Raw genomic sequence first — 23442 nt, forward strand, 5'->3', positions numbered from 1 at the left:
ATTCTGCCGGCATGTCGGGCGACACGGTCAAGCTTGGCGCGCTGCTAGCATCCGGCGATGGATTCCCTGACCCAGATCGTTCTCGGCGCCGCCGTCGCCGCCGCCGTCGCGCCTGCGCGACACCGTCGTGCGGCGCTGCTGGCCGGCGCCGCGCTCGGCACCTTGCCGGACCTCGACTCGCTGCCGATCGCCCTGCTCACCGACGATCCGGTGGCGATGATGACGCTGCACCGCGGCGCCAGCCATTCGCTGTTCGTGCTGCCGCTGCTCGCCTGGGCGATCTGGACGTTCTTCCGGCACCGCGGCGGCCGCGTGGCCGAAGCGCCAGCGCGCTGGTTCTGGGCGATTCAGCTGGCGCTGGTCACCCACCCGCTGCTCGACGCCTTCACCGTATACGGCACGCAGCTGCTGTGGCCGCTGGCGACGCCGCCGGTGATGTGGTCCAGCGTGTTCATCATCGATCCGCTGTACACGGTGTGGCTGCTGCTGGCCTGCGCCGCGGCCTTCTTCCTGCGCGGGCGCGTGGCGGCGCAGCGTGCGCTGGTCGCCGGGCTGGTGCTGAGCACCGCCTACCTCGGCTGGTCACTGGCCGCCAAGGCGATGGTCGAGCGCGAAGCCGACCGCGCGCTGGCTGCCATGGGGCTGGCCCACGCGCCGCGGTTCTCGGTGCCGATGCCGTTCACCACGCTGCTGTGGCGGGTGGTGGCGATGACGCCGACGGGCTACGTCGAGGGCTTCCGCTCGCTGGTCGCGGACGACGGTGCGATGCACTTCGAAGGTCATGCCTCCAACGTGCAGGCGCTGGCCGAGGCATCGCATGTCCCGGCGGTGGCGCGCCTGGCGTGGTTCAACCACGGCTTCATGCGTGCGCGCGACGTCGATGGCGAGCTGGTGCTCAGCGACCTGCGCATGGGCAACGAGCCCGACTATTTCTTCAACTTCGCGGTCGCGCGCCGCGGTGGGCCCTGGCAGGCCATCGCACCGCGGCAGCTGCGCGTCACGCGCGACCTGGCTGGCACGTGGGACACCACGTGGCAGCGCACCTGGCGGGACCCCGGCGCGTGCCTGTCGCCGTGTCAGGCGGCCTCGTACAGCGACGGCGCGACGCCGGCGGAGAGCGCGTCGAAATAGTCGCGGGTCAGGTCGATCTGCGCGCGCGCGGTCTCGGCGCGGTTCACCACCGCGCGGAACGCGGCGTTTTCGGGCCGGTCCTTCGCGTACCAGCCGAGATGCTTGCGCGCGATGCGCACGCCCGACGGCTCGCCGTAGAACGCGTGCAGCGCCTCCAGATGCGCGATGAGGATGTCGCCGACCTCGCCCAGCGTGGGCGGCGGGAGGTGCGCGCCGGTCGCCAGGAAATGTGCGATCTCGCGGAAGATCCACGGCCGGCCCTGCGCCGCGCGCCCGACCATCACCGCGTCGCAGCCGGTGTGTGCGAGGACCGCGGCGGCCTTTTCGGGGGAGTCGATATCGCCATTGGCCAGCACCGGGATGGCCAGCCGCGACTTCACTTCCGCGATGGTGTCGTACTCGGCGTTGCCGGTGTACTGCTGGTCGCGGGTGCGGCCGTGCACGGCGAGCGCGGCGATGCCGGCGTCCTCGGCGATGCGCGCGATGGCCACGGCGTTGCGCTGGCCGGCTGCCCAGCCGGTGCGGATCTTCAGCGTCACCGGCACGTCGACGGCGGCGACCACGGCGGTGGCGATGCGCGCCACCAGCGCCTCGTCGCGCATGAGTGCCGAACCCGCCCAGGCATTGCAGACCTTTTTCGCCGGGCAGCCCATGTTGATGTCGATGACCTGCGCGCCGTGGTCCACGTTGTAGCGCGCGGCGTCGGCGAGCTGCGCGGGTTCGGTGCCGGCGATCTGCACGCCGACCGGATCGGGTTCGCCGGCGTGGTCCATGCGCCGCAGCGACTTCTCGGTGCTCCAGAAGCGCGGGTCGGAGATGGTCATCTCCGACATCGCCAGCCCGGCGCCCAGGCGCTTGCACAGCAGCCGGAACGGCTTGTCGGTGACCCCCGCCATGGGCGCCAGGACCACGTTCGGGGCGATGCTGTAGGGGCCGATGCGCATGCCGGCATTGTCGCCGATCACCGCCGCGTCGGCAGGCGCGCGCCCTTCCGCGTTCAGGCGTCCGCGGGCAGCCGTGGCATGGCCGATGCGGCCCCCGGCAGGCGGGTGGCCTCGCCGGCGTAGCGGCAGGCGAAGGCGACATGGGCCGCGAACGGCGCCGGCGTGGCGCGTGCCAGCGACGCCGCCAGCGCGCCGTTGAAGGCATCACCGGCACCGGTGGTGTCGACCACCTCGACGCGCGTCGCCGCGGAGCGGTAGAAGGCAAGCGCGTCGCCACGCAGCTGGTCCTCGCGGTGCGAGACGAAGGCACCTGCCGCGCCCAGCGTCACCACCACCGTGCCGCGTGGCAGCAGCGCGCGGCACAGGCGATGGAGCTGCGCGTCGTCGCTGCGCGCCACGGCGTCGGCGTCGATGTCGTCGTCGCAGTGGTGGGCGAGCAGGGCGGCGAACTCGGTTTCGTTCGGCGTCAGCACATCGGCGACCGCCAGCAGTTCACGCGGCGCCGCGACGTTCGCGGGGGCCGGGTTCAGAAGGGTGGTGGCGCGCGCGGCACGCGCGACGCGCAGCGCCTCGAGCACGCTGGCGACGGGCGACTCCAGCTGCGCCAGCACCACCGCGGCGGCGGCGATCGCCGCGCCCTGCGCGGACACGAACGCCGCCGACAGCGCGGCGTTGGCGCCGGCACCGATGACGATGCTGTTGCGGCCGTCGCGGTCGACGTAGATGCCGGCAGTGCCGGTGGGCCTGTCCGTCGGCTGCGCGCGCAGGTCGATGCCGTCGCCGGCGGCCAGGCTGCGCGCGAGCGCGCCGCCGGGATCGTCGCCGAGCGCGCAGATGAAGGTGGTCGCGGCGCCCGTGCGTGCGCTGGCCGTGGCCTGGTTGAAGCCCTTGCCACCGGGGCCGCTGGCGTAGGCGCCGGCGCGGGTCTCACCCGGCCGGGGCAGGGCGTCGCAGCTCCAGACGTGGTCGACGTTGAACGAGCCGACGACGACAACGCTCGCCATGGCCGGGTCCTCAGGCGCCGATGTTGGTCAGCACGCCGGCGATCGTGGCGGTCATCAACGTGGCCACCGTGCCGCCGAGCACCGCGCGCAGGCCGAACCGCGCCAGGTCGTGGCGGCGGTCCGGGGCCAGGCCGCCGATGCCGCCGATCTGGATCGCGATCGAGCTGAAGTTGGCGAAGCCGCACAGCGCGTAGGTCGCGATCAGCCGGCCTTCGCCGGTCAGCGAGACGCCTTCGACGCGGCCATTGACGATGTCGGCAAGCTGCAGGTAGGCGACGAATTCGTTGATCACCACCTTCTGCCCGATCAGCGAGCCGACGGTGCCGGCATCGGCCCACGGCACGCCGATCAGCCAGGCCACCGGCGCCAGCACGTAGCCGAAGATCGCGGACAGGTCGGTGGGCTTGCCGATCATCGCCTGCAGGCCGGTGATCTCGCCGAGCCAGGTGAGCGGCGCGTTGATCATCGCGATCAGGGCGATGAAGGCGAGCAGCATGGCGCCGATGTTGAGCGCCAGCTTGAGGCCGTCGCCGGCGCCGGCGGCGGCGGCGTCGATGACGTTGCTGGTGGTCTTCTCGACCTCCATCTTCACCGTGCCGCGGGTCAGCGGTTCGCCGGTTTCGGGGATCAGGATCTTGGCGATCACCAGCGTCGCCGGCGCGGCCATGATCGAGGCCGCGAGCAGGTGCTTGGCATAGAACGCCTGCTCCACCGGATCGCCCGCGCCGAGCATGCCCACGTAGGCGGCCAGCACGCCGCCGGCGATGTGCGCCATGCCGCCGATCATCATGGTGATCAGCTCGGATTCGGTCATGCGCGAAATGTAGGGGCGCACGGTCAGCGGCGCCTCGGTCTGGCCGATGAACACGCTGGCGCAGACGCTGGTGGTCTCCGCGCCCGACACGCGCATCACCTTGGTGATCGCCAGTGCCATGACGCGGACGACGAACTGCATGATGCCCAGGTGGTAGAGCACCGCCATCAGCGAGGCGAAGAAGATGATGGTCGGCAGCACCTGGAAGGCGAAGATGAAGCCGTAGGTCTGCACGTCCATCAGGCTGCCGAAGATGAACTCCGAGCCGGCATTGACGAACCCGAGGATGCGCACGAACAGCTGGCCGAGCCAGTCGAAGACTTCGCGCCCGCCCGGCACCAGGATCACCAGCGTGGCGAACGCGATCTGCAGCGTCACGCCGGTCGCCACCAGCTTCCAGTCGACCCGTCCGCGGTTGTTCGAGAACAGCCAGGTGAAGGCGATCAGTACGACCAGTCCGAACAGGCCGAAGCCGACGCGCGACAATACTTCCATCCTGACCCCGTTCCCCGGACAGCCGCGGGTGCGCGGCGACGGGGCAGACTAGTTCACGCCGGCGGTGCCGGCAACCGCGGTCAGGCGTCGCGGGCGGCGATGCGGTTGCCGCCGGTGGCCTTGGCCTGCTTGAGCCGGCGGTCTGCACAGCCCAGCAGCGCCGAGGTGTTGCCGCCGTCGTGCGGCCAGGCGGCCAGCCCGGCACTGAACGTGAACGCGAATGCGTCGCTGCCACGCTCCGGCAGGAACGGACGCTCCGCGAGGTCGCGCCGCAGGCGGTCCAGGCGTTCCCAGGCACTGCCCACCGGGCACTGCAGCACGAGCACGAACTCCTGGCCACCGATCCGGGCGAGGTGTTCGTCGGTGGCCAGCACGCCGCTCATGGTGGCGGCAATGTGGCGCAGGGCGCGATCGCCCACCTCCGCACCGGCCTCGTCGTTGACGCGCTTGAACCGGTCGATGTCGAGGAGCACCAGGGTGAGCGAGGCGCCGGCGTTGCGCGCGGCGGCGAACACATGCGGCATGCGCTGCAGCAGCCATGAGCGATTGGGCAGGCCGGTCAGGCCGTCGTGCCCGGACAACTCGACCAGGCGCTGCATGCGATGCACCACGGTGGCCGCCAGTCCGGTGGCGATCACCAGCAGCAGCAACCGCCAGGCCTGCCCGCCCATCCCGACCGCGCCATGCTCCGGTGACAGCAGCGCGTCGTGCGCGGGCGCGGCAGCCAGCAGCACCGCCAACAGGAGCGTGTACTGCGCGATCGCCAGCGCGCCGACGAACAGCGTGAGGCGGCCGTTGTTGCGCAGGGCCGTGAACCAGATCGCGATCAGGTAGAAGCACCAGGCCACCGGGTTGGCCAGGCCGGCCACGGGGTCTTCCAGCGCCAGCAACGCGAGCGCGGCCGAGGTCAGGGTCACGTCCCAGGCGCCGGTGGCGTAGGGCAGCCACGGCCAGCGGCGCGCGTGCCGCGCCAGGGCGAGCCACAGCATCGCCATGCCATTGGCCAGCACCGCCACGCCCAGGGCCAGCAGCACCCGCCGGGTACCGGCCCCGGTGGCCGCGGCCACCAGCGGCAGCAGCAGGATCAACGCCGACAGCGCCGCCCGCACCCGGGCGACCAGGAGTTCCCCCGATGCGCCAAGCTCGCGCATGAGTTCGTCCGGCGGCACCAGCAGGCGCTGCAGCGTGTCGCGGATCCGGATTTCGCTGGCATGCATCGGTCTGTGTCCCCCACATCCGGGCTGCAGGATAGCGCGCCGCGCCGCGCGTACACTGCGGCGTTCGAGAAGGCTGGAGCAGCGCGATGGACTACCGCAGGCTTGGCGCGTCAGGACTCGCGCTGTCGGCGCTCTCGCTGGGCGCGTGGACGACGTTCGGTGCCGGCATCGGGCGTGGCGCGGCACGCGACCTGGTGGCCGCCGCCTGGGACCACGGCATCAACTTCTTCGACAACGCCGAGGGCTACGCCAACGGCGAGGCCGAGCGGGTGATGGGCGACGTGATCGCCGACCTGCGCCTGCCGCGCGACGGGTTCGCGGTGTCGAGCAAGGTGATGTTCGGGTCCGCCGCCGATCCGCTGCCCATGCAGCGCGGGCTGTCGCGCAAGCATGTGCACGATGCCTGCCACGGCGCGCTCAGGCGCCTGCGCGTCGACTACCTTGATCTGTACTTCTGCCACCGCCCCGATCCCGACGTGCCGGTGGCGGAAACCGTGGCCGCGATGGACGCGCTGATCCGCCAGGGCAAGGTGCTGTACTGGGGCACCTCGGAGTGGCCGGCGGCGCTGGTGCGCGAGGCGCATGCGGTGGCGCGTGCCCACCACCTGCACGCGCCCTCCATGGAGCAGCCACAGTACAACCTGCTTCATCGCCGTCGCGTGGAACTGGAGTACGCCCCGCTGTACGCCGAGTTCGGCATGGGCGCCACGGTGTGGTCGCCGCTCGCGTCGGGCCTGCTTACAGGGAAGTATGGCGCCGGCATTCCGGAGGACAGCCGGCTCGGGCGTGATCCCGGCCTGGCGCGCATGGTCATCGAAGGCGACGGCGAGGCTCACCGTGTCGCGCGCGCGCAGCGCTTCGCCGCGCTCGCCGCGGAACTGGGCGTGGCGCCCGCCGCGTTGGCGATTGCCTGGTGCCTGCGCAATCCGCACGTGTCCACGGTGCTGCTGGGCGCGAGCCGGGTCGGGCAGCTGTTGGAGAACCTCGGCGCACTTGCGCTGGCCAATCGCCTGGATGATGCCGCGTTCGCGCGCGCCGAGGCGGTCACCGCGGGCTGAGGGCTTGTCGGGTCACAGATGGCGTCGGGGCGCCGTCTATACTCCAGATCAACAACTGGGGAGTGTGTGCAATGGCCGGTGGAACCTTCATCGCAGCGGTACTGGCGGTCGCGTTCATCGTGTTCTTCTTCAAGATGGTCCGCATCGTGCCGCAGGGCTTCGAGTGGACGGTCGAGCGCTTCGGCAAGTACACCCACACACTGTCGCCGGGCCTGCACCTGCTGATCCCGGTGATGCAGGCCATCGGCCGCAAGGTCAACGTGATGGAACAGGTCCTGGACGTGCCCTCGCAGGAGGTCATCACCAAGGACAACGCGGTGGTGAAGGTTGACGGCGTGGTGTTCTTCCAGGTGCTCGATGCCGCGAAGGCCGCCTACGAGGTGTCCAACCTCGAGATCGCCACTATCGCGCTGGTGCAGACCAACATCCGCACCGTGATCGGCTCGATGGACCTGGACGAGTCGCTGTCCAACCGCGAGACCATCAACGCCCAGCTGCTCAACGTGGTCGACCACGCCACCAATCCCTGGGGCATCAAGGTCACCCGCATCGAGATCCGCGACATCCAGCCGCCGCGCGACCTGATCGATTCCATGGGCCGGCAGATGAAGGCCGAGCGCGACCGTCGCGCGGTGATCCTGGAAGCCGAAGGCCATCGCAGCTCGGCGATCCTGCGCGCCGAGGGCGAGAAGCAGGCGGCGATCCTGCAGGCCGAAGGCGAGCGCGAGGCCGCCTACCGCGAGGCCGAGGCGCGCGAGCGCCTGGCCGAGGCCGAGGCCAAGGCCACCGAGATGGTGTCCAACGCGATCGCCGCCGGCGACGTGCAGGCGATCAACTACTTCATCGCGCAGAAATACGTGGAGGCGTTCCGCGAACTGGCCACCGCGCCCAATGCCAAGTTCGTGATGATGCCGATGGAGACCAGCGGCATCATCGGCTCGATCGCCGGCATCGCCGAACTGGGCAAGGAAGCGCTGGGCAAGCAGCAGGTCGACACGCGCGCGCGGATCGACGCCAAGCGCGGCGGGGCCTGAGCCATGCGCTGGGGCGCCGATACCACCGTCTGGGCCGCGATCGCGCTGGTGCTGATCGCGGCCGAGACCTTCATGCCGGGTGCGTTCCTGCTGTGGATGGGCATCGCCGCGGCGCTGGTCTGGCTGGTCGTGCTGCTGGTGCCGGGCCTCAGCATGCTGGCCCAGGTGATCCTGTTCGTCGTGCTGAGCGTGGTCGCGGTGCTGGCCTACAGGAAATGGTTCCGCCGTCGCGAGCGCCCCAGCGACCGGCCGCTGCTGAACCGGCGTGCCGACCAGCTGGTCGGCCGCGTGGTGCCGCTCGACCACGCCATCGTCGGTGGCCGCGGACGGGTCAAGATCGACGACGCATACTGGGTCGTCCGCGGCGTGGAGCTGCCGGCCGGCACCCTGGTGCGGGTGGTGGGCAGCGACGGCATGGTGCTCGAGGTCCTGCTGGCGGAGTGAAGTATCCGCCGCGGGCTGGGATAATGCGCGGTCACCGACCAGGAGCCGCGCCATGACCCGCAAGACGATCCTCAACGACGCCCACCGCAGCGCCGGTGCGAAGATGGTGGACTTCGGCGGCTGGGACATGCCGCTCAACTATGGCTCGCAGATCGACGAGCACCACCAGGTGCGCCGCGATGCCGGCATGTTCGACGTCTCGCACATGACGGTGGTCGACCTGCACGGGGCCCGGGTCAAGGACTTCCTGCGCCACTTGGTGGCCAACTCGGTCGACAAGCTCAAGGTCACCGGCAAGGCGCTCTACACCTGCATGCTCAATCCGCAGGGTGGCGTGATCGACGACCTGATCGTCTACTACCTCGGTGACGACTTCTATCGCCTGGTGGTCAATGCCTCCACGCGTGACAAGGACCTGGCGTGGATCGGCGGCCAGGCCGGGCCGTTCGACATCGAGGTCCGCGAGCGCGATGACCTGGCGATGATCGCGGTGCAGGGCCCGAACGCACGCGACAAGGTGCTGGGCCTCATCGACGAGAGCGACCGCGCGGCGGTCGCCAAGCTCGCCAAGTTCGCCGCGCGCGACGTGCAGGCGGCCACGGGCGCGCCGTTGTTCGTTGCACGCACGGGCTACACCGGCGAGGACGGCTTTGAGGTGGTCATGGCGCAGGAGCACGCGGTGGCGTTCTGGGATGCGCTGCTGGCGGCCGGCGTGGCGCCCGCCGGGCTCGGCGCGCGCGACACGCTGCGCCTCGAAGCCGGCATGGGCCTGTACGGCCAGGACATGGACGAATCGGTGAGCCCGCTGGAAGCGTCGCTGGCGTGGACCGTGTCCTTCGACGAGGGTCGCGACTTCATCGGCCGCGCGGCGCTGGAGTCGCAGCGCGACGCGGGCGACGCGCGGCAGATGATCGCCGTGGTGATGGACGACAAGGGCGTGCTGCGCCACGGCCAGAAGGTGGTCGCGGGCAACGGCGAGGGCGAGATCCTCTCGGGCACGTTCGCACCCACGCTGGGCAAGGCGATCGCGTTCGCGCGCGTGCCGGCGGGCGAGCCGGGCGAGGTGCGCGTCGACATCCGCGGCCGCGAGGTGCCGCTGCGCGTGGTGCAGGCGCCGTTCGTCCGCGATGGCAAGGCACGCGACGGGATTTGATGCGCCCGGCCCGGCCTTCGCTAAACTAGCCCCCCACTTCCCCAGTCAGCCGTATCCGGAGCACAAGCCATGACCGATATCCCAGGCGACCTCATGTTCATGAAGTCACACGAATGGACCCGCATCGAGGGTGACGGCAAGGTCACCGTCGGTATTTCCGACCATGCCCAGGGCCTGCTCGGCGACCTGGTGTACGTCGATCTTCCGGGTGTCGGCGATCGTGCCGAAGCCGGCACCGCCGCGGCGGTGGTCGAGTCGGTGAAGGCGGCGTCGGACGTGTACGCGCCGGTGTCGGGAACGATCGTCGCGGTCAACACCGCGCTGGCCGACAAGCCCGAGACCATCAACGAGGATGCGTTCGGCGAAGGCTGGCTGTTCGTCATCGAGATGGACGAGCCGGAACAGCTCAAGGAACTGCTCGGGCCGGACGAATACGCCGAGCTGATCGAAGCCGACGAGTAACGTCGTCCGCGGCGCGCCGGCGACATGCCGGCGATGCCGGTTGGATGCAACGCCGGGCGCATGCCCGGCTTTTTTTTTGCCTCGCACGGGTCGTCGGACGCGTCGGGAAGTTTGCGCACTTTCGCGCAATCCGACATCCGCGACGCCTCGCAAGGCAATCCATGGGGGCATGCGTGCACGTCGCGTTCACCGGCGCAGCGACGCCGTCCACCGCTGAGGCGGCAGCGCTCGCGTTGTCGGCGCTGCATCGACTGCATCGCGCAGTCGATTGGCGATAGCGCCTAAAACAAGCGCTTTCGCAATGGCCCGCCGCGCGCGTCGCTGGCGCGCGCCCGGAACACCATGGTCGACGCGGCAGGCCGTCAACTCGGTTCGCGGGTCGCGCGCGGTGTGTTCGACGCGCGCGTTCGTCGTCGGGGTGTTGACAGCGAAAAAAACCGTGATTAGGTTTCGCCACAACAACAGGTGGCCACAGCAGCGAGTGAGTGCGAACCCGGCGACAGCAAGCAGCACAACACAGTCCTCCGCCCGCAAGGTCGTCATGGTGGACTCGGGATTTGTCTCCCTCGCAAAACCTCAAGGTGGGCAACGACACGCGACCCGCGGCGCCGAGCGCAGCGGGTTTTTTCGTGCCGTGCCAACCGGAGTGATCCGTACCGACGCGCCCGGCGCGTCGGCGGTTGATCGCGGGTCCGATACCCGCGGTGCGTTTCGTACTGGGCAGTAGTACCTGCAAGACCCACTGACGAGGAGAGCCATCTCATGGCCACGAAGAAAGTCGCGAAGAAAAAAACCGCCAAGAAGGCGACCAAGAAAGCCGTCCGCAAGGCGGCACCGGCGCGCAAGGCCGCCAAGAAGGTCGCCAAGAAGAAGGTCGCCGCCAAGAAGGTAGCCAAGAAGACCGCGAAGAAGGCCACCAGGAAGGTCGCCAAGAAGGCCGCCAAGAAGACCGCCAAGAAGGCAGTGAAGAAGACCGCGAAGAAGGCCGCCAAGAAGACCGCCAAGAAGGCGGTGAAGAAGACCGCCAAGAAGGCCGCCAAGAAGACCGCCAGGAAAGCGGTGAAGAAGACGGCGAAGAAGGCTGCCAAGAAGACCGCGAAGAAGGCCACCAGGAAGACCGCGAAGAAGGCGGCGACCAAGGTTGCCAAGCGCCCGGCCAAGAAGGCGGCGAAGAAGTCACCTGCAAAGAAGGCCGCGAAGAAGGCCGGCACCAAGAAGGCGAAGCCGGCCCGCAAGGCCAAGGCTCCGGTTGTCGCGATTCCCGCGGCGCCCGCGCCCCTGATGTAAGCAACCCGATTGCCGTAAGACGCGACCCCTCTCCCGTTGCCCAGGCGGGGGAGGGGTTTTTCATTTGCGCGGTGCCGCGGCGCGCAAGGCGCCGTGGCGGAGCCTCAGTCGGGACGCGCCACAGAGGCCGCCGCACCGCCGGCGCCCGCCTGCGCCGCCGTGATCGTCGCGGCACCAGCCTGTGGCCGCCCGCCGCTTTCGGTCCCGGCCTGCAGCATGTCGTCCACCGCATCGAAGTCGACGTCGAGCCAGCGCTGCGGGGCCAGCCCGATCGCGCTGTCGAGGATCGTCGGCAGCAGGCCGGAGGGCACGCTGCTGTCGCTGTTCCACAGCAGCACCACGCCGAGGTCGCGCTCGGGGATCATCGCCATCAGCCCGCGGTAGCCCTGCACGGCGCCGCCATGGAACACCACGCGATGGCCGGAGTAGTCGTACACGCGCCAACCGAGCGCATAGCCCGCCTCGTTCAGGCGCTGGCGCCGCCATGACGAGCTGCGAAGTTCGCCCGGGGTGGACACCAGCGACTGTTGCAGCGTCGCGAGCAGCGGCGCGGGCAGCACGTCGGGTCGCCGACCGGACTGCGCAAGCAGCCACTGCGCCATGTCACTGATGCTGGCGTTGACGCCGGCCGCCGGCGCGACCCGATAGTAGGTGGGCTTGGGCGTGAGCGAGGTCCAGCCGCCGCCGGCGCGCACGTGCGGCCGTGCCCAGCGCGGGCTCGCCTGGATGCCTTCGAGGCCGTAGCTGGCATCGTTCATGCCCAGCGGCTTGAAGATGCGCCCGGTCACCGCCTCGCTGAAGAACTGGCCGGTGGCGCCGAACACGACGTCGCCGACCAGGCTGAAGGCGATGTTCTGGTAGCTGTAGCAATCGCCGACGCCGCAGGTCATCGGTGCGCTGGCCAGCTGCTGCACCAGGGTGCGGTAGTCGGCGTTGCGCTCGAGGTCGCGGTCGAAGGTGTTGCGGCCAAGGCCCACGCGGTGGCTCAGCACGTCGGCCACGGTGAGCCGGCTCGCCGCCTGCGGGTCGGAGAAGCGCAGCGACGGCATGTAGTCGGCGACATGGCTGTCCCAGCGCAGCGCGCCCTCGGCGACCAGCAGTCCGGTGACGGTGCCGGCGAACGCCTTGGACAGCGACGCCAGGCGGAACACGGTATGCGCGTCGACCGGCTCGGCGGCGCGCACGTCGGTGATGCCATAGCCGCGCGCGCTCAGCACCTTGCCGTCGTGGACGATGGCCATCGCCAGGCCGGGCACGCGCTGGTTGGCGACGATCGCCTGCGCCATCGCCTCGAAGCGGGCGACATCGAAGTCGCCCGCCAGGGGCATCGACTTCACCCCGGGCGGCAGCAGCGGCGCGACGTTGGCCGCGACCGTGGTGGTGGTTGCGGCGGCGGGCGCCGATGCCGCGTTCCAGCCCTGTGGCTGCGCGGCCGAGCCCACCGCGACCGGTACCAGTGCGGCGAGCAGGCCGACCCCGGCAATGAGTCGGCGCGGGCTGCGTGCTATGCCTTTCATCGGGTGTATCCCCTGCGTATGCTGCGACGGCAGGCCGATCATATTCGCCTGCTTCCGCGATTGCATGAACAAGGGGAGCTTTGATGTCCAGCTTGCTGATCCTGCTGGTAATTGTGGGTCTGGCCGTAGTCGCGCTGATGTGGGGCGTGGGCATCTACAACGGCCTCATCGCCTCCCGCAACGCATTCAAGAACGCATTCGCGCAGATCGACGTGCAGCTGCAGCGCCGTTTCGACCTGATCCCCAACCTGGTGGAAACCGCCAAGGGCTACCTGACGCACGAGCGCGAGACGCTGGAAGCCGTGATCGCGGCACGCGCCGCGGCGGTGTCGGGGCTGGCGGCAGCCAAGGCCGATCCCGGCGACGCGGCCGCGATGGCCGAGCTCGCGCAGTCGCAGGGTGCGCTGAACGGCGCACTCGGGCGGCTGATGATGGTGGCCGAGGCCTACCCCGACCTGAAGGCCAACCAGAACATGATGCAACTCAGCGAAGAGCTGACATCCACCGAGAACCGCGTCGCGTTCGCGCGCCAGGCCTTCAATGATTCGGTGATGGCCTACAACAACCGGCGCGAGGTGTTCCCGTCGAACATCCTGGCCGGGATGTTCAACTTCCAGCACGCGGCCCTGCTCGAGATCCCGGCCGACAAGGCCGAGGTCCGCGAGGCGCCGAAGGTCCAGTTCTGACGCGGGATGAACTTCTTCGAGCAGCAGGCCAAGGCCCGCAGCACCAGTAGCCGCCTGGTCGTCCTGTTTGCGCTGGCCGTGGTCGGCATCGTGCTGGCCGTCGACCTGGCGGTGGCCGTGTTCCTCGGCGTGCACTGGGGCGTGCTGGGATTCACCACGCTGGTGACGCTGGCGGTGATCGGCCTGGGGTCGCTGTACCGCATGGCGTCGCTGCGCGGCGGCGGCGACGCGGTGGCGCTGCAGTTCGGCGGCGTGCCGGTGCCGGAGGAGACCAGCGACCGCAACCTCAGGCGCCTGCGCAACGTGGTCGAGGAGATCGCCATCGCCTCCGGCGTGCCGGTGCCCAAGCTCTACGTGCTCGAGGACGAGGCCGCGATCAACGCGTTCGCCGCCGGCTACTCGCCGTCGGATGCCGCCATCGCGGTGACGCGCGGCGCGCTCGACCGGCTCAACCGCGACGAGCTGCAGGGGGTCATCGCGCACGAGTTCAGCCATGTGCTCAATGGCGACATGCGCCTCAACATCCGCCTGATCGGCGTGCTGTTCGGCATCCTGATGATCAGCCTGATCGGCCGCAAGATCCTCTGGCTGGGCGGCGGGCGAAGCCGCAACGGTGCCGCGGTCATGGTCGCCGCGCTGGTGGCGCTGGCGGTCGGCAGCATCGGCCTGCTGTTCGGGCGGATGATCAAGGCCAGCGTGAGCCGCACCCGCGAGCGGCTGGCCGATGCCTCGGCGGTGCAGTTCACGCGCCAGACCTCCGGGCTTGCCGGCGCGCTGAAGAAGATCGCCGGCTTGCCCGCGGGCGCGCGCCTCAATGACCGCGCCGACGCCGAGGAGGCCAGCCATATGCTGTTCGGCGACGGCGTGGGCTTCAGCGGGCTGTTCGCCACGCACCCGCCGCTGCTCGAGCGCATCCAGGCGCTGGAGCCGTCGTTCCGCGCCGACCAGCTCGAACACCTGCGCGTGCAGTGGATGGTGGCCGCGCCTGCGGGACTCGAGGAAGACGTGCGGCTGGGCCTCGACAGCCAGGCCGGCGGGCTGCCGGCGCGCGACGCGCGCATCAACGTGACGCCACCCATGGTGGCCGCGCAGGTGGCCACTCCCGAACCCGGCGACTACCTGCGCGCCGACGCGATCGCGCGCAGCATGCCGGCATCGCTGCGCGCGCTGGCGCAGTCGCGCGAGACCGTCGTGCCGCTGCTGCTCGGCCTGCTGCTCGATGCCGATGACGCGATCCGCACGCGCCAGGCCACCGAGGCCAGCGCCCGCCTGGGCCACGCCGTGGCCGATGCGGCCACGGCGCTGCAGCGCGGCGAGCTGGCCGGCCTGCACCCGATGCTGCGCCTGCCGCTGGTCGCGATCGCGTTCCCGGTGCTGCGCCGCAGGCCACGCCCGGAGCTGGAGTCGATCCTCGACACCGTGCACGCGATGGTGCACTGCGATGGCCGGGTCTCGCTGTTCGAATACTGCATGGCGCGCCTGCTGGAGGTACAGCTGCGCGAATCGCTGGATCCGCGCCGCCACGCGCGCTTCGGCCGCCGCAAGCCGGGCAGCGTGCGCGAGGAGTTCGCCACCCTGCTGGCGGTCGTCGCGCAGGCCGGCAATCCGTCTGACCGCGCCGAGGCGCAGCGCGCCTATCTCGCCGGCCTGCAGCGCGTGCTCCCGCGCGACCACCTGCCGTATGCGCCGCCGGCCGATGGCGTGCTGGCGCTGGACGACGTGTGGCCGGCACTGGACGGCCTGGAGCCGCTGGCGAAGCAGATGATGGTCGAGGCGGTGACCGCGGCGGCCAGCCACGATGGCCGCATCTCGGTGGCCGAGGCGGAGCTGCTGCGCACGATCTGCGCGGTGCTGCACTGCCCGCTTCCGCCGATGCTCGAGCACGGCTGAGCGATCCGACCGATGGCGGCACGACCATGAACGACGTGACCGCGGGTGCCCGCGGACGGTTCGGGCGCTTCCGCGCCGAGCTGGGCGTATCGCCGCAGCTGTGGTGGGCGATGCTGTACTTCTTCTGCCTGCTTTGCGGCTACTACGTGCTGCGCCCGGTGCGCGACGCCATGGGATCGTCCGCCGATGCCGCGGCGGTGTTCCCGCGCGCGCTGATCGCCTTCGGCGAGCGCCATGGCTTCGCGGTCGGCGACTTCACCCTGCAGCTGCTGTTCACCGCCACGTTCGTGGTGATGGTGCTGCTGCAGCCGCTGTACGGCGCGCTGGTGTCGCGCTTCCCGCGCCGCGTGTTCCTGCCGGCGGTGTACCTGGTCTTCATCGCCTGCCTGCTCGGGTTCTGGTGGGCGTTCGACAGCGGCGCCGCCGGGCGCGGCGCACTGTTCTTCGTCTGGGTCGCGGTGTTCAACCTGTTCGCGGTCACGGTGTTCTGGAGCTTCATGGCCGACGTGTTCGACAACGCGCATGCCAAGCAGGTCTACGGCTATATCGGCGCCGGGGGCACGGTGGGCGCGCTGCTCGGGCCGGCGATCACGCGCCTGCTGGTGGAGCCGGTGGGCGTGGCCAACCTGCTGCTGGTCTCGGCCGGCTTGCTGTGCGTGTGCCTGCTGTGCATCTACAAGCTGCGCCCGTGGGCCAAGCGGCGCGAGCAGGCGCAGGGCGGCGGCGACGGCCGGGCGATGGGCGGTTCGGTGCTCGCCGGCCTGCGCCTGGTCTGGCAGCGCCCGCTGCTGCGCGCGCTGGCCCTGCTGATGTTCTTCGGGGTAGGCGTGGGGACGATCCTCTACAACGAGCAGGCGGCGATCGCGCGCGCCGCCTTCCCCACCGCCGAAGCGCGCACCGCCTACTACTCGATGATCGACGGCGCGATCAACCTGCTGACGATCCTGGTGCAGCTGCTGCTGACCCGGTTCCTGCTGCAGCGCTACGGCATCGCGCCGCTGCTGTTGCTGCCGGGCCTGGCGATCGTGCTCGGCTTTGCGTTGCTGTCGGCGTCGCCGCTGCCGGTGCTGGTGGCCATGGTGCAGATCGTCACCCGGGCCAGCGAGTTCTCGCTGGCCAAGCCGGCGCGCGAGACGGTGTACACGCGCGTCGAGCGCGAAGAACGCTACAAGGCGAAGGCGGTGATCGACACGGCGATCTATCGCGGTGGCGACCTGACCTTCGTGTGGGCGCACAAGGCGCTGTCGGCGATGGGGTCGCACGTGGTGTTCATGGCCGGCCTGGGCATCGCCCTGGGCATGACCTACGGCGCATGGCGCGTGGTGCGCGCCGAGCGCACTCTCCCGCAGGACCCCCGCGTGGAGCCTGTGCATGGCACGTCGACGTGAACTGCTGAAGGCAGGTCTGGCCTGCGCCGTGGCCGCCGCCCTGCCGGCCTGCGCGCGCACCGCCGCCGGCGATGCCGCGCCCGCTGGCGGTGCGCCGCTGAAGATCCTGGTGCTCGGCGGCACCGGCTTCCTCGGCCCGCACTTCGTCGCCGCCGCGCGTGCGCGCGGCCACGCGCTGACCCTGTTCAACCGCGGCAAGAGCAATCCGGGGCGCTTCGAGGGCGAGGCGTTCGCCGATATCGAGCAGCTGCGCGGCGACCGCAAGCTCGACCTGTCCGCGCTCGGCGACTCGCGCCGCTGGGATGCCGTGCTCGACACCTCGGCGTATATCCCGGCCGACGTGACGCGTTCGGCGCAGCTGCTGGCGAAGCGGGTGGACCGCTACCTGATCGTCTCGACGATCTCGGTGTATGCAAGGACCGACACGCCGGGGCAGGACGAAGCCGCGCCGCTGGCGACGCTGGTCGACCCGACCGCGACCGAGGTGACCGGCGAGACCTACGGCGGGCTGAAAGCGTTGTGCGAGCACGCCGCGCAGGCCGGGTTGCCCGGCCGCACGATGGTGGTGCGCCCCGGCCTGATCGTCGGCCCCGGTGACACCACGGACCGCTTCACATACTGGCCTGCGCGTGCCGACCGGGGCGGCGAGATCCTCGCGCCCGGTTCCGCCGACGATCCCACCCAGTTCATCGACGTGCGCGACCTCGCCGACTTCCTGCTGCTGGCGCTCGAGAAGCGCTACACGGGCATCGTCAACGCCGACGCGCCCGCAGGTTCGATCACGATGGGCCGGCTGCTGTCGACCTGCCAGGCAGTGTCGCGGCGCATGAACACCATCCAGTGCGTGCGCGCGCCGTGCCCGCAGCCGCCCGGTCACGATTCGACGCTGACCTGGGTGCCGGCGGACTTCCTCGAGGCGCAGGGCGTGTCCGCCTGGCAGGACATGCCGGCGTGGATTCCCGCCGAAGGCGACTACGCCGGTTTCGGGCGCATCAGCACGGCTCGCGCGCAGGCGCTGGGACTGCGCACGCGTCCGCTGGACGACACAGTGGCCGCGACGCTCGAGTACTGGCGCTCGCTGCCGGACGAGCGCAGGGCGCAGCCCAAGGCGGGGTTGTCACCGGCGCGCGAGGCCACCGTGCTCCAGGCCTGGCACGCGCGCGGCTGAAGCGCGCGCTTGCGTCAGGCCGCCTCGCGCGAGGATGCCGGCCGCGGCGTGTCGTAGTAGCTCGCCGCGCGCAGCTCGTGCACGTCGAAGTCGTCGACGGTGATCGCATCGAGCGTCAGCGCACGCAGCTCCTCGAGCTGGACGCGCTCCTCGGCGGTGATCCAGCCCTCGCGCACGCCCTCGTCGAGCTGGGACGCGAAGTCCAGCGCCTCGATGCCCTTGTTCTTCAGCGCCTTGAGGAACTTGCGTTCGACCGGCTCGGCGGCCACCGCGGCCGCGAGGCTGGCATTGATGCGGCCGGCGGGATTGTTCTCGCAGGGCGTGGTGAACACGCCCTGCGCGAGGCGGTCGCGGGCCTCGTTGGGCGTCATCAGCAGGGCCGCCACGCGGTGGCCGAGGCGGTCGCCGGGCGCTTCGGCACGCCGGCCCAGCGGGAAGATCAGCGCCCACATCAGCCAGCCCACCGGACGGATCGGGAAGTTGCGCAGCGCCGCCGACAGCGCGGTTTCGATCTGGTGGATGCTGTCGTGGAACGCCCACGCCAGCAGCGGCTGGTCGGCCGCCGGCGCGCCGTCGTCGTGGTAGCGCTTGAGCATGGCGCTGGTCATGTACAGGTGGCTCAGCACGTCGCCCAGGCGCCCGGACAGCGACTCCTTGAACTTCAGCTTGCCGCCGAGCATCAGCATCGACACGTCGGCCATCAGCGCCAGGTTGGCGGAGTGGCGATCGAGCTTGCGGAAGAAGCGCCGCGTGTAGTCGTCGCCGGGCGCCTTGCCGAAGCGCGCCGCGGTCAGGCCGTACCACAGCGAGCGCACGGCGTTGGAGATGGCGAAGCCGATGTGGCCGAACAGGCTGCGGTCGAAGGCCTCCAAGCCGGCCTGCGCGTCCGGGTCCTGCGCCGCCTTCATTTCCTTCATCACCCAGGGATGGCAGAGGATCGCGCCCTGGCCGAAGATCAGCAGGCTGCGGGTCATGATGTTGGCGCCCTCGACCGTGATCGCGATCGGCGAGGCCTGCCAGGCGCGGCCGGCGAAGTTGCGCGGGCCGAGGATGATCCCCTTGCCGCCGATCACGTCCATCACGTCCTTGGCGACCGCGCGGCCCATCTCGGTGCAGTGGTACTTGGCGATCGCCGACGGCACGGCCGGCACATCACCGCGGTCGACCGCGGCGGCGGTCGCCTGCGACAGCGCGCTGATCGCGTATGCCTTGCCGCCGATGCGGGCCAGCGCCTCTTCCACGCCCTCGAAGCGGCCGATCGACAGGCCGAACTGCTTGCGGATGCGCGCATAGGCGCCGGTCGTCACCGCGCCCATCTTGGCGCCGCCGCTGGCGGTTGACGGCAGGGTGATGGAGCGGCGAATGAACCCCGCCAGCCCGGACGACCGTGCCGACGCGGGTTGGCAGGCGGGCGAACAGATGTTGCAGCGGGGTGACTCCGAAGGCGCAATCGTCGCGTTCGAAGCCAATCTGTCGCGCGCACCGGGGCACGTGCAGACGTTGCTGGCCCTGTCGGCGGCCCTGTCGCGCAAGGGCCGGCACCGTCGGCCTCGGCAGCTGGTGGTGCAGGCGCACGACGCGGTTCCGGATGTCGCGCAGCTGTTGTTTGCCGTTTCCCTCGGACTGTACCGCTTCAACGAATTCGCCCGCTTGAAGGAGACCTTGGCGCGGCCGGTGTTCCGCGCCGAGGCGCCTCCGCGCATCCTGGCGGAAGCCGCCGCCGGCCTGGTCGCCGCCGGCGACACCGCCTCCGCCATGCAGTTGGTCGAGCGTGCGCTGCAGATCGACCCGGGCTGCGCTGCAGCCCTCTACTTTCGCGGCAACCTGCGCTCGTTCGGCGGCGACACGGCAGGCGCCCGCGCAGACTACCTCGCCTGCCTCGACAGTGACCCGCGCATGTTCCAGGCCTCCTGGATGCTGACCGGCCTGCGTACGGCGACCCCCGGGGACAACCGGGTCGACCGGTTGCTCCGCGAGGCGACCGAGGCCGTTCCCGGTGGGCATGGCGAGTGCTTCGTGCGCTATGCGCTGTACAAGGAAGCCAACGACCTGGGCCGCCATCAACTTGCCTGGCAGAGCCTCGAGCGGGCGTGCCAGATCGGGAAGCGCACGTCGCGGTTCGACCGCGACCGGTTCACGCGACTCGTGGACCGGATGCTGGCCACGTTCGATGCGCGAATGCTGGCCCGGCAATCGACGGTCCGGCTGGCCAGCACGCCGGTCTTCATCGTCGGCATGTTCCGTTCGGGCACGACGCTGCTGGAGCGCATCCTGGCTGGCCACTCGGTGGTCACGGACGGCGGTGAGACATACGCCTTCGCGGAGGAGGTCAGGACGGAGGTGGATCGCGGGTTCGATGGTGCGTTCGACGTGTCCGTGCTCGACGGTATCGATTGCATCGACCTGGATGCCATCGCGACGCGTTATTCGGCGAGTGCGGCATGGTTGTCCAAGGGGCGCGCGATGTTCACCGAGAAGCTGCCGAGCAATTTCATGAACGTCGGGCTGATCGCCATGGCGCTGCCGCGGGCGAAGATCATCCATATCCGCCGCGATCCCATGGACACCTGCTTCGCGAATCTCACGACGTTGTTCTCCGGTGCCGTCGACCACGCCAACGACCAGCACGACGTCGCCGCGTATTACAACGGCTACGCCAGGTTGATGAGGCATTGGGAGGCGCTCCTGCCCGACAGGGTGCTGACGCTCGACTACCGGGCGCTGGTGGAGGACCCCGCGTCCCACGCGATGCGGATCGCGGAATATTGCGGGCTCGACTACGAGCCGGGAATGCTGGATGTCGGTCGCGCCGGTGGCAGCATTGCGACGGCCAGCACCGCGCAGGTGCGCCAGGGGATCCTGCGCGGCCGAAGCGGCGCCTGGCGTCCGTACGCGGCCCACCTGCAGCCGATGCTGCGTGACCTGGGGGTCCCGGTCCCGGCGGTTGCTGCCGGAAATCCCGCCTGAGGATCGGACCACGTGCCACGTTGCAGCGTTCCAAGCGGCGATTGCGCGCCTGTCAGCACGGCGATCCTGCTCGCCATGCTGTTCTTCCTGGCGTGCGTGTCCGGCCTCGCACGTGCGGTCGACCTTGAGGCCGAGCGCGCCGAACGCGCCGAACGCGCCGAACGCGCGGCACGCGCGGCACGGTACGCGTTCGCGCATGGTGCCGTGGCGTTCATCGTGCTGCGCGGGGACGCCACCGTGCTCGAACGGTACGCGGACGGCGTCGGCCCGGACAAGCTGCAGATGCTGTTCAGCGGGAGCAAGGCTTTCAGCTGTGTGATCGCCGCCGCCGCCGTCGACGATGGCCTCCTCGACTGGGACGCGCCCGTGGAGCAGTACATCGCGGAGTGGCGGGGGCGCGGACGGTCGGGAATCACCATTCGCAACCTGCTGTCGCTTGATTCCGGGCTCGATCCCGCGCGGGGCGGGGGGCGTGACAGCGAAATGATCGCAGGGCAGTCGATCGCCGCGGCGCTCGAGGCCCGCGTCGCCGCGCCACCCGGACGCCGCTTCGGCTACGGCCCCTATCCCTTCCTCGTCTTCTCCGAAGCCGTACGGCGGGTCACCGGCATGGAAGCGGCCGATTACCTCGCCCGGCGGGTGCTGGAGCCCATCGCCGCGCGGGCGTCGTGGTTGCCCACCGCGGACGGCCACCCGCATCTGGCCGACGGCGCACTCATGACCCCGGGCGACTGGCTGGCGTTCGGCAAGCTGGTGCGCGACGGCGGGCGCTGGCAGGGCGGGGCCCTGCTGCGCGAAGCGACGCTGTCGGAGTGTTTCAAGCCGTCACGGGCCAACAGCCGCTACGGCGTCGGCTGGTGGCTCGATTCGCGCACCGCGGCATGCCATGCCGGTCGTGGCGGCGAATCCCCGGCGCGCCCGTGCATGGTGTCCGCGCTCGGGCGCCACTCGAACGCATTGCACGTGTTGCCGGCGGCCGACCTGGTGGTACTGGTGCTGGGAAGCGTCCGTGGCAGGCAGGAGATCGACCAGGAAAGGCTCCTGCGCCTGCTGCTGGCAGGCAACGGAGGCTAGCGAGCCCGCCCGATACCCGGTGCGTTGTCCGCGATGTGCATGCCGCCTGCAACCAGCAGCGAGCGGAGCGCGTCGAGACGCGCGCCATAGCGCTTCCAGCGCTCCAGCGAATCGCGGTTGAGCGGCGAACGGACCTGTGCGGCGCTGGCGCTGGCGGCAGCCGCGGAATTGCGCTCGAAGGAGAGGCAGTCTTCTTGCCAGGAGAGTCCGCAGAACTCCAGCACCCCGCGGATGGTCGGCTCGGGGGCGCTGACCAGGACCTCGTAGTCCACCTCGAGGATCCGACCCGGCAGGACGGATTGCCAGTGGCGCATCAGCCGGTCGAACAGCAGGTAATAGCGGCCGGTCTGGAGGAGGTCGAACGAATAGTCATAGTCGACGGCCTCGGTCGAGAACAGCTGCCTGAAGTTGCTGAGGCAGGTGTCCATCGGGTTGCGCCGCATGCAGATGATCCGCGCGCCGGGAAGTGCCCGCGCGATGTCGGCGACGAACAGGAAGTTCAGCGGGTGCTTGTCGGTGAAGCGTCGAGTGTGGCCCGTCGCGGGACGCGTGCTGGCGACATAGTCGTCACCCAGTCGTTGCCAATCCTGGAAGCCGGGTGGCAGCGCAATGGCGGTCTCGAGCAGGCTGCGGGCCGGCGCTCCCGAAAACCGGCGCAACTGCATGCCGAAATTGTCGAGTTCGCCCGCCGGGTGCACGTCGTCATGGCTCGAAATGATCCGGTCGATGAGCGTCGTGCCACTTCTCGGCATGCCGATGATGAAGACCGGCTCGCCGCTGCGGTACCCGCCGCCATCTGGCGGCGACGTCGCGTGCCGCTCGATCAGCCGGGTTACGCAGCGTTCGGCGAGGTCGACAAGCGGCTTGGCACGGTGGCCCAGCTGCCCCTTCCCGGAAGTGTAGTGGTCGAAGGCCGCCCCGGTTTGGCCCAGATCCTCGAGCTCCTTGGCCAGGGCGAGGTTCAGGTAAAGCTGTGCCCCTGGTTCCGCCGCATGTCGCGACAGCCGCTGTCGCAGGCGCGCGACATGGTTGTCGTCCGCAGTCTGCCGGCGCAATTGTGCAATCGAGAAGTCGGCGCGCCAGTGGCGCGGATCGAGCCTCAGGCACTCTTCGTACTCGCGCTCGGCACCGGCCAGGTCGCCATGGAACATCAGCGACGTGGCGAGGTTGTAACGGAGGTTCGGGTCGGAAGGCCTTGCCGCGACCGCGCGCTCGAATGCGGCTGCCGCTTCGGCATGCAGGGCTGCCCGGCCGAGCACGATGCCCAGCGTGTCCAGTGCGCTCGCGTCCAACGACGGCGCCTGCAGTGCAAGGCGCGCCGCTGCGGCGGCCTGCGGGAGATCGCCGTGCACCACGAGTGCACGCGCATGTTGGGCCTGGTAGTCGCCACGGCCCGGCTCGAGTGCGCAGGCGCGTGAGAGGCGGATGACCGCGTGTTGTACCTGGTCGAGCTGGAGGGCCGAGATCCCGGCAATGTAATAGGGGCCCGCCACGTTCGGGGCTGTCGGGATGATGCTTTCCGCCAGCGCCTGGGCCCGTATCCATTGGCCGCGCTCGACCGCTTCGAGTGCCTCCGCAAAAACCTCGACTGCCGATTTCATGCGGGACGACAAGGGGTGCTCCAGGGCAGGTGCCTGGAAGTGCCAGGCACGGTCGGCGGGGGCGGGGCCCAAAAAACTACGGCCCCGATAACGGGGCCGTAGCATATC

General features: G+C 70.1%; 19 protein-coding genes and 1 pseudogene. 13 read left to right on the top strand and 7 right to left on the bottom strand.

The genetic code is table 11. The features are described from left to right. The first annotated feature begins 57 nt into the window (after window positions 1-57). Window positions 58-1131 carry a metal-dependent hydrolase gene (locus tag IDM46_RS02710; protein WP_185114740.1) on the top strand — a complete coding sequence of 358 codons (1074 nt, stop codon included), beginning with the start codon at window positions 58-60 and terminating at the stop codon, window positions 1129-1131. On the opposite strand, the gene dusB is transcribed toward IDM46_RS02710, so the two are convergent. The 4 genes from dusB to IDM46_RS02730 form a co-directional block, all read right to left on the bottom strand. Further along, entirely contained in the window at window positions 1077-2075 is a 999-nt protein-coding gene (dusB, locus tag IDM46_RS02715; RefSeq protein ID WP_185114741.1) for a tRNA dihydrouridine synthase DusB, read from the bottom strand. The genes IDM46_RS02710 and dusB overlap by 55 nt on opposite strands. A 53-nt stretch (window positions 2076-2128) precedes the next feature. Beyond that, window positions 2129-3079 (bottom strand): ribokinase, encoded by a 951-nt coding sequence (locus tag IDM46_RS02720; protein WP_185114742.1) that lies wholly within the window; start codon window positions 3077-3079, stop codon window positions 2129-2131. Window positions 3080-3089: 10 nt separating this feature from the next. Next, entirely contained in the window at window positions 3090-4388 is a 1299-nt protein-coding gene (locus IDM46_RS02725) for a nucleoside transporter C-terminal domain-containing protein (protein WP_182822760.1), read from the bottom strand. Window positions 4389-4468: 80 nt separating this feature from the next. Beyond that, a complete protein-coding gene (locus IDM46_RS02730; RefSeq protein WP_185114743.1) occupies window positions 4469-5605 on the bottom strand; it encodes a GGDEF domain-containing protein in 1137 nt (378 codons plus the stop codon). Window positions 5606-5691: 86 nt separating this feature from the next. On the opposite strand from IDM46_RS02730, the gene IDM46_RS02735 reads away from it, so the two are divergent. From IDM46_RS02735 to IDM46_RS02760, 6 genes are all read left to right on the top strand, one after another. Beyond that, window positions 5692-6663, top strand: a complete 972-nt coding sequence (locus IDM46_RS02735) for an aldo/keto reductase (protein ID WP_182822755.1) — start codon at window positions 5692-5694, stop codon at window positions 6661-6663. Between the two features lie 71 nt (window positions 6664-6734). After that, window positions 6735-7697: an SPFH domain-containing protein gene (locus IDM46_RS02740; protein WP_182822753.1), complete on the top strand. Its 963-nt coding sequence runs from the start codon at window positions 6735-6737 to the stop codon at window positions 7695-7697. A gap of 3 nt (window positions 7698-7700) precedes the next feature. Next, window positions 7701-8141 carry an NfeD family protein gene (locus IDM46_RS02745; protein WP_182822750.1) on the top strand — a complete coding sequence of 147 codons (441 nt, stop codon included), beginning with the start codon at window positions 7701-7703 and terminating at the stop codon, window positions 8139-8141. A gap of 52 nt (window positions 8142-8193) precedes the next feature. Beyond that, the gene (gcvT, locus tag IDM46_RS02750; protein WP_182822748.1) at window positions 8194-9294 is read left to right on the top strand and encodes a glycine cleavage system aminomethyltransferase GcvT; all 1101 of its coding nucleotides are present in this window, start codon (window positions 8194-8196) and stop codon (window positions 9292-9294) included. Between the two features lie 69 nt (window positions 9295-9363). Continuing rightward, window positions 9364-9756, top strand: a complete 393-nt coding sequence (gene gcvH / locus IDM46_RS02755) for a glycine cleavage system protein GcvH (RefSeq protein ID WP_182822746.1) — start codon at window positions 9364-9366, stop codon at window positions 9754-9756. Window positions 9757-10518: 762 nt separating this feature from the next. After that, window positions 10519-11043 (top strand): hypothetical protein, encoded by a 525-nt coding sequence (locus tag IDM46_RS02760; protein WP_182822744.1) that lies wholly within the window; start codon window positions 10519-10521, stop codon window positions 11041-11043. Between the two features lie 104 nt (window positions 11044-11147). On the opposite strand, the gene IDM46_RS02765 is transcribed toward IDM46_RS02760, so the two are convergent. Next, window positions 11148-12560 carry a serine hydrolase domain-containing protein gene (locus IDM46_RS02765; RefSeq protein ID WP_182822742.1) on the bottom strand — a complete coding sequence of 471 codons (1413 nt, stop codon included), beginning with the start codon at window positions 12558-12560 and terminating at the stop codon, window positions 11148-11150. Between the two features lie 83 nt (window positions 12561-12643). Here IDM46_RS02765 and IDM46_RS02770 point away from each other — a divergent pair, with 83 nt between their 5' ends. The 4 genes from IDM46_RS02770 to IDM46_RS02785 are packed head-to-tail and all read left to right on the top strand — an operon-like array spanning window position 12644 to window position 17692. Beyond that, complete coding sequence (locus tag IDM46_RS02770; protein ID WP_185114744.1) at window positions 12644-13246, top strand: LemA family protein; 603 nt, start codon at window positions 12644-12646, stop codon at window positions 13244-13246. A gap of 6 nt (window positions 13247-13252) precedes the next feature. Further along, window positions 13253-15136 carry a M48 family metallopeptidase gene (locus tag IDM46_RS02775; RefSeq protein ID WP_185114745.1) on the top strand — a complete coding sequence of 628 codons (1884 nt, stop codon included), beginning with the start codon at window positions 13253-13255 and terminating at the stop codon, window positions 15134-15136. Between the two features lie 26 nt (window positions 15137-15162). Continuing rightward, complete coding sequence (locus IDM46_RS02780) at window positions 15163-16524, top strand: MFS transporter (RefSeq protein WP_185114746.1); 1362 nt, start codon at window positions 15163-15165, stop codon at window positions 16522-16524. Next, window positions 16508-17692 (top strand): NAD-dependent epimerase/dehydratase family protein, encoded by a 1185-nt coding sequence (locus IDM46_RS02785; protein ID WP_185114747.1) that lies wholly within the window; start codon window positions 16508-16510, stop codon window positions 17690-17692. The genes IDM46_RS02780 and IDM46_RS02785 overlap by 17 nt, the downstream gene beginning before the upstream one ends. A gap of 14 nt (window positions 17693-17706) precedes the next feature. Here IDM46_RS02785 and IDM46_RS02790 read toward each other — a convergent pair. Next, window positions 17707-19050, bottom strand: a pseudogene (locus tag IDM46_RS02790) (acyl-CoA dehydrogenase domain-containing protein); the annotation flags it as partial. Between the two features lie 4 nt (window positions 19051-19054). Here IDM46_RS02790 and IDM46_RS02795 point away from each other — a divergent pair. Continuing rightward, complete coding sequence (locus IDM46_RS02795) at window positions 19055-20659, top strand: sulfotransferase (protein WP_185114749.1); 1605 nt, start codon at window positions 19055-19057, stop codon at window positions 20657-20659. A 75-nt stretch (window positions 20660-20734) separates the two neighbouring features. Then, window positions 20735-21733 (top strand): serine hydrolase domain-containing protein, encoded by a 999-nt coding sequence (locus IDM46_RS02800; protein ID WP_221441767.1) that lies wholly within the window; start codon window positions 20735-20737, stop codon window positions 21731-21733. On the opposite strand, the gene IDM46_RS02805 is transcribed toward IDM46_RS02800, so the two are convergent. Beyond that, the gene (locus IDM46_RS02805) at window positions 21730-23346 is read right to left on the bottom strand and encodes a sulfotransferase (RefSeq protein WP_185114751.1); all 1617 of its coding nucleotides are present in this window, start codon (window positions 23344-23346) and stop codon (window positions 21730-21732) included. The two genes, IDM46_RS02800 and IDM46_RS02805, sit on opposite strands and share 4 nt — an antisense overlap. Between the last annotated feature and the right edge of the window lie 96 nt (window positions 23347-23442).

The organism is Luteimonas sp. MC1825, from assembly GCF_014764385.1.
GTDB lineage: Bacteria > Pseudomonadota > Gammaproteobacteria > Xanthomonadales > Xanthomonadaceae > Luteimonas.

Coding starts and splice junctions, on each gene's coding strand:
- IDM46_RS02710 (WP_185114740.1), top strand. CDS start 58: ATGGATTCCCTGACCCAGATCGTTCTCGGCGCCGCCGTCGCCGCCGCC.
- dusB (WP_185114741.1), bottom strand. CDS start 2,075: ATGCGCATCGGCCCCTACAGCATCGCCCCGAACGTGGTCCTGGCGCCC.
- IDM46_RS02720 (WP_185114742.1), bottom strand. CDS start 3,079: ATGGCGAGCGTTGTCGTCGTCGGCTCGTTCAACGTCGACCACGTCTGG.
- IDM46_RS02725 (WP_182822760.1), bottom strand. CDS start 4,388: ATGGAAGTATTGTCGCGCGTCGGCTTCGGCCTGTTCGGACTGGTCGTA.
- IDM46_RS02730 (WP_185114743.1), bottom strand. CDS start 5,605: ATGCATGCCAGCGAAATCCGGATCCGCGACACGCTGCAGCGCCTGCTG.
- IDM46_RS02735 (WP_182822755.1), top strand. CDS start 5,692: ATGGACTACCGCAGGCTTGGCGCGTCAGGACTCGCGCTGTCGGCGCTC.
- IDM46_RS02740 (WP_182822753.1), top strand. CDS start 6,735: ATGGCCGGTGGAACCTTCATCGCAGCGGTACTGGCGGTCGCGTTCATC.
- IDM46_RS02745 (WP_182822750.1), top strand. CDS start 7,701: ATGCGCTGGGGCGCCGATACCACCGTCTGGGCCGCGATCGCGCTGGTG.
- gcvT (WP_182822748.1), top strand. CDS start 8,194: ATGACCCGCAAGACGATCCTCAACGACGCCCACCGCAGCGCCGGTGCG.
- gcvH (WP_182822746.1), top strand. CDS start 9,364: ATGACCGATATCCCAGGCGACCTCATGTTCATGAAGTCACACGAATGG.
- IDM46_RS02760 (WP_182822744.1), top strand. CDS start 10,519: ATGGCCACGAAGAAAGTCGCGAAGAAAAAAACCGCCAAGAAGGCGACC.
- IDM46_RS02765 (WP_182822742.1), bottom strand. CDS start 12,560: ATGAAAGGCATAGCACGCAGCCCGCGCCGACTCATTGCCGGGGTCGGC.
- IDM46_RS02770 (WP_185114744.1), top strand. CDS start 12,644: ATGTCCAGCTTGCTGATCCTGCTGGTAATTGTGGGTCTGGCCGTAGTC.
- IDM46_RS02775 (WP_185114745.1), top strand. CDS start 13,253: ATGAACTTCTTCGAGCAGCAGGCCAAGGCCCGCAGCACCAGTAGCCGC.
- IDM46_RS02780 (WP_185114746.1), top strand. CDS start 15,163: ATGAACGACGTGACCGCGGGTGCCCGCGGACGGTTCGGGCGCTTCCGC.
- IDM46_RS02785 (WP_185114747.1), top strand. CDS start 16,508: ATGGCACGTCGACGTGAACTGCTGAAGGCAGGTCTGGCCTGCGCCGTG.
- IDM46_RS02795 (WP_185114749.1), top strand. CDS start 19,055: ATGAACCCCGCCAGCCCGGACGACCGTGCCGACGCGGGTTGGCAGGCG.
- IDM46_RS02800 (WP_221441767.1), top strand. CDS start 20,735: ATGCTGTTCTTCCTGGCGTGCGTGTCCGGCCTCGCACGTGCGGTCGAC.